A 4,366-nucleotide genomic window follows, 5' to 3' on the forward strand; every position below is an offset into this window, starting at 1 on the left:
TAGAGGCCATCGTCCCAATGGCGGCACACGTCGCATTTTTTTGTGGGGTTCGAAATCCGCGAGGAAGAGCGCCGAACCGCAGCCCGACCAGCGGGATGCCGGTCCCACCCGCGAATAGGGCTTCCGACCCGCTGCCCGAGAATGTCAGCAAAACGTCGCCGCAGAGGTGAAGGTCAGAGTCGGCAAAAAGAAGAAGCAGCGCGAGACGGGGCTTTACGGAAGAGGAAGCCATGTCAATTTCGAAGGCGACCCGACCTCCCGACCGGGAATGTTAGAAGAGCACGCCAAGGCTCGCCGCTGGGTGCCATGGATCTGCGCCTACACCGGCGCCAGGGTCAACGAAATCGCCGGACGAATTGAAGACGAAGAAGGGTACTTCACTGCTCTACAGGTCTCTGGCAGCGAATAACTCGGGGCTGAAATCGCCGGCCTGAAGTCGCTTCCGGTGCTCGGCCTGCAGTGTATGGCCTGCGTCAATGAGGTACAGCAGCTCGATGGCCACGTGGAGGCGCACGCTGTGTCTGAACGATGTCGTGGAATCGAGATACGGCCCGGCGACGCCGTTCAAGATTTCAGTGAAGCAATCCAGCGCGTCGTTCACCTGCTTGATTTCGACGGCCGGCAGCGGTTTTGCGGTCGTGCCGAGAGCCAAGTCGAGGTCGCGATGCGCGATATGCCGATTGCGCCAGTCCCGAGCGAACCTGGTCTTGTCGGTTGCTTCCAGGCATAGGGCCTCAATCTTGCTTTTCAGGGTCGCGTCGGGGATCAATGCCGGGAGATTGTGGAGCGTCAGGTTTGTGCGGCCTTGGACGACGGGCCGATCGGTCAACCGGGCGATGTGCATCATCAGCCCTTCCCACAATGAGTCCTGCACCATCCGGAAGAAGTGACCGGCGGAGCGGTTCATCAGCTCGATGCGGCTTTTCTTCGTCCCGTAGAGCTCGATGAACTCCGACCACGTGATGTTTAGCTGAGCGAGCTCTTGCCATAGCTCAGCGTACTGCGTGCCGAGCGGTTCGCCCATGGCGTTGATTGCTTGCTGCCTGGCTTCCGGCGCTGATTGATCGGCCATGTTACTTCAGCCAATTCGCGTATGCCCGGACATCGATCATCGGCACCGTCGCCAGTTCTTGCAGCCGGGCGATCAGCTCCAGCAGGAAAGCCGTGGCCGGCTTCCCCTCCGGTACCGCCGTATGCAATTGGTCCGCATCGCAGGTGAACGTGCCGTGCGCCGCGACGCATCCCATGTCGAGATGTTCGTCCGCCTCATGGTCATTCAGGGCCTTGAGCAGCGGATCGCCTAGAGCCGGCTTCCAGTCACTTTCGAAGCTCAAGATGCCGCCGATGATGTGTCCGGGCTTCTTGGCCGGCGCCAGACCGTTGGCTGTCGGGATGGGCAGGCTTGTCCGGTGCAGCCGGCGAACGGTGCCGACCTTCCTCTGGGCATAATCCACTAGCGCCGCGTTGATCGTCTGCTTTGCCTCGAAGACGGCGTACACGCTCTCCGCAGGTACAATCTCCTGCTCTGCGAATTTGAAGATGAACGGCGAATATTGCCGGTCGAAGACGACGACATCGATCTGATCGCTGAAATTCCCCAGGCTATCGACGACATGTGCCTTGGTCGCAGTGTACCGGCGCGGCAGATACTCCTGGAGCATCTTCAGCCAGACTTCCTCGCTGGCGTCGCCCTTCGTGCCCGAATGCGCGAACGACGCGCGCGCGGTTTCCAGCTTGTGCTCGATGTCGCGGTGGAAACGCTCAAGCAGAACCGGCAGGGACCAACCGCTCATCGGATGAACTCGGCCCAACTGCCGCGTAGCGCACGGTCTGCTGCGGCTCTGATGGTCATGCGCTCGGTAGCCGTAAGGTCATCGGAAATGACGTTGTTGGTGTTGGCCGGATCGACGAACCGTGAAGTCGGGAATTTGTCGCGCAGATATTCTAGCACGCGAACCACGCGCTTTGCCGGGTTCATGGCTGGGGCGTCCTTCATGGCCTCGATCACGACCATTTCGAGGTAGAACGACGGGAAATCGAGGTTCCACTGATTGCGCCAGACCTTCATCAGCCGGGTTTCCGGCAGACGATTGAAGCTCCTTACGTGCGCGACGTGGCGCTGCACGTGCGTCTGTTGCCAGCTCCTGACCTTCCGCTTGTAGAGGCTGTGGTAGCCGCCGAGTGCGTTTTGGAGGCGACCCGGCACCAGGTCGATGTCGACGCCATCAACCCGGATGTTGATCGAGACGTTCTGCGCCTTTGGATTGAAGCCGCGGTTCTTGAGAAAGTCGAACAGGCTCCAGTAAATGTCTTCGAGCGTCACCAATGTGGTGTGCTTCAGCGAGATGAACAGGTCAATGTCGGTACCGGAGCGCACCGCGGTGCCCTTGGCGTACGATCCGCTCGGGAACATGCTGGCAAGGTGGATATTCGCCCATTGCCGGATAAGGGGGTAAAGCCCGATCAACGCCTTCATGGCTGCGGAAGTCGGGCCGGTCGGCACTGCCTCCCTGTGCAAAATCTGCAACAGGTACCGATCAGGATTGAACGGGTGGACCGGCGTAGCCGGTTGATAGTGAAACGACATCCAAACCCCACATCGGCAGAGCGCGACATCCTCGGCTGCACCTAGTGTTCCACATCTGGAACGCAACCCCCCCATTGCCGACCGGCGCTGTTGTCCCCGGCGAATTCTCAGGCCAGCGGCTATTCCGTCGCCTTAGGGCCGTCCGTCGCGCCAATCGGATCAGATTGTGGCGGACCCCAAGGCACCGTGTAGCAGCGGCTTTGCCGACCGATTGGCTGCGCTCGTTCGCTCAGCAACTCGACCGTCCAAATGGCGGATCGCTCCGCCGCGCTCAAAGCCCTGACCAGGGCAGCTTCCAAGCGAGGGAACCGTTGGTGCGATATCAACGCTCTTTCAAGCACCACTTCATATCCTTCGACTCGACGGCCCGCAGACCAATTGGAGATCGTGGAGTGAGCAGACAGTTTACCGACGGGGAAATCGTCGCGGCGATCAGAGCGATCGCAGCCGAGGGCAAGCCGCTGTCCCGGGCGCGCGTGCGCACTCACTTGGGTGGGGGCGGCTCGAGCCGGATTTCCGCGATCCTGAAACAGTACGCCGCAGGCGCTCACGGCGCAGCGGACCGGTCCGGACCGGTCGGACCAGTCCGGACCCGTCCGCAGGGCTCGGGGTCCGCGCCTGCGAGCGGCGCCCACCGGGCCGCGGCCCGTCTCGTCTCTGCAATGGTCGCGGAGCCGGCCGCTGCACCGGTCACACGAGGCGACCGTGAATCGGAAGACAGCATCGCCCGACTACAGAGCGAGATCCGCGTGCTGAAGCTCCTGCTTGAATCGGAACGCAATGCGCGCCGCGAGGAGGAGGCCAGGCACGCCCGGATCGTCGAGGCCCTGCAGGGCGAGATCGCGATCGTCGGCCGAGGATGAGTGAGGTGTTCTGGGCGACAGCCAGAATACGAACCGGTCTCGAAACGGATGCTGCCTCCGATGGCCTTCTGGATCGAAGCCCCGTGAAGGGGAGGCATCGGTTTCGACTCCGGGGTTTGCTTTTGGATTTGCTCACCCGAGGGAAGGACTCAGCGGACGCCGCCGCTCCGTCAAACAAAACTCCAAGGATTCGAATTTCCTGCCAGACGCCGTCGATCGACCTGAGCGGCACCGATCCGCTCGCTTTGAACACCACTATCCCGATTTCCCGGAATGCGCGCCCCGTTGGAACGAGGACCGAGCTATCCGGATGAGTGCCGAGTCGCGTTGCACCCTTAAAGCGATATCGGACGAATACTTGAAAAATGGATTCAGGGCGGTTCAAATTCCAAACCGTTAAGGTCGCTCCAAACGTCTTCGGAGCCATTGGCTGTTCGATCACGATTCCGTGAATAAGGCTGCCGACCTCTGGAACGAGGAGAGAGCGCAAGCCCTCGCCGAGCAGTTGCCCGTTCTCAAACCGACCCCTCCAAGTTTCCGGCACTCGGCGAAGAAGATCTTCGTGGACCGCAACTCGTCGCGTTCGATGAAGGTGTCGTTCGAGGGAAGGGTGGCAGGAGACAGCGCGATCGAATACGGCACGGTCCGCAGTCGCATCCAACGCTGACTGACCCAGCGAGGGCGCGAGCCGCCCTTGCCCTCGCCGCGGATGACCGTGCGCGCGGCCACCGAGCGGCCACGAACCGGGGTGTTTGAGCCCGACCTAAACCACCCGAAGCGCCTCGATCGGATATGAGTGCGCGCGAAAAACGCTTTGATTTCAAGGAAGGTAAGAGCTTGCGGCTTGCCGGTCGGAAGGGGCAAGGTACGCGAAATCCCCGGGAAAACACGCCCTTTCCGAGAACGAAAGCAGCCG

At 61.3% G+C, this 4,366-nt stretch carries 6 protein-coding genes; 1 reads left to right on the plus strand and 5 read right to left on the minus strand.

The window, feature by feature from the left end; translation table 11 throughout:
- From JHD07_RS33360 to JHD07_RS33375, 4 genes are all read right to left on the minus strand, one after another.
- Nucleotides 1-232 (minus strand): hypothetical protein (locus tag JHD07_RS33360; RefSeq protein WP_291629876.1); only part of this gene is annotated, 232 nt, incomplete at its 3' end.
- A 153-nt stretch (nucleotides 233-385) separates the two neighbouring features.
- Nucleotides 386-1,072, minus strand: a complete 687-nt coding sequence (locus tag JHD07_RS33365) for a hypothetical protein (protein WP_291629878.1) — start codon at nucleotides 1,070-1,072, stop codon at nucleotides 386-388.
- A 1-nt stretch (nucleotide 1,073) separates the two neighbouring features.
- Nucleotides 1,074-1,793, minus strand: coding sequence for a DUF6602 domain-containing protein (locus tag JHD07_RS33370; protein WP_291629879.1), 720 nt, complete (start codon nucleotides 1,791-1,793; stop codon nucleotides 1,074-1,076).
- Nucleotides 1,790-2,662 carry a nucleotidyltransferase domain-containing protein gene (locus JHD07_RS33375; protein WP_291629881.1) on the minus strand — a complete coding sequence of 291 codons (873 nt, stop codon included), beginning with the start codon at nucleotides 2,660-2,662 and terminating at the stop codon, nucleotides 1,790-1,792. The genes JHD07_RS33370 and JHD07_RS33375 overlap by 4 nt, the downstream gene beginning before the upstream one ends.
- Nucleotides 2,663-2,979: 317 nt before the next feature.
- Between JHD07_RS33375 and JHD07_RS33380 the strand changes: the two genes are divergently transcribed.
- The gene (locus tag JHD07_RS33380) at nucleotides 2,980-3,450 is read left to right on the plus strand and encodes a hypothetical protein (protein WP_291629883.1); all 471 of its coding nucleotides are present in this window, start codon (nucleotides 2,980-2,982) and stop codon (nucleotides 3,448-3,450) included.
- A 438-nt stretch (nucleotides 3,451-3,888) separates the two neighbouring features.
- Here the strand turns inward: JHD07_RS33380 and JHD07_RS33385 are convergent.
- Nucleotides 3,889-4,366: hypothetical protein (locus JHD07_RS33385; RefSeq protein WP_291629885.1), on the minus strand; the 478-nt coding region annotated here is incomplete at its 5' end.

Source organism: Bradyrhizobium sp., from assembly GCF_016462955.1.
Lineage (GTDB): Bacteria > Pseudomonadota > Alphaproteobacteria > Rhizobiales > Xanthobacteraceae > Bradyrhizobium.

Bases quoted from the DNA above. Each gene is read 5' to 3' on its own strand.
- JHD07_RS33365 (WP_291629878.1), bottom strand. From the start codon at position 1,072: ATGGCCGATCAATCAGCGCCGGAAGCCAGGCAGCAAGCAATCAACGCC.
- JHD07_RS33370 (WP_291629879.1), bottom strand. From the start codon at position 1,793: ATGAGCGGTTGGTCCCTGCCGGTTCTGCTTGAGCGTTTCCACCGCGAC.
- JHD07_RS33375 (WP_291629881.1), bottom strand. From the start codon at position 2,662: ATGGGGGGGTTGCGTTCCAGATGTGGAACACTAGGTGCAGCCGAGGAT.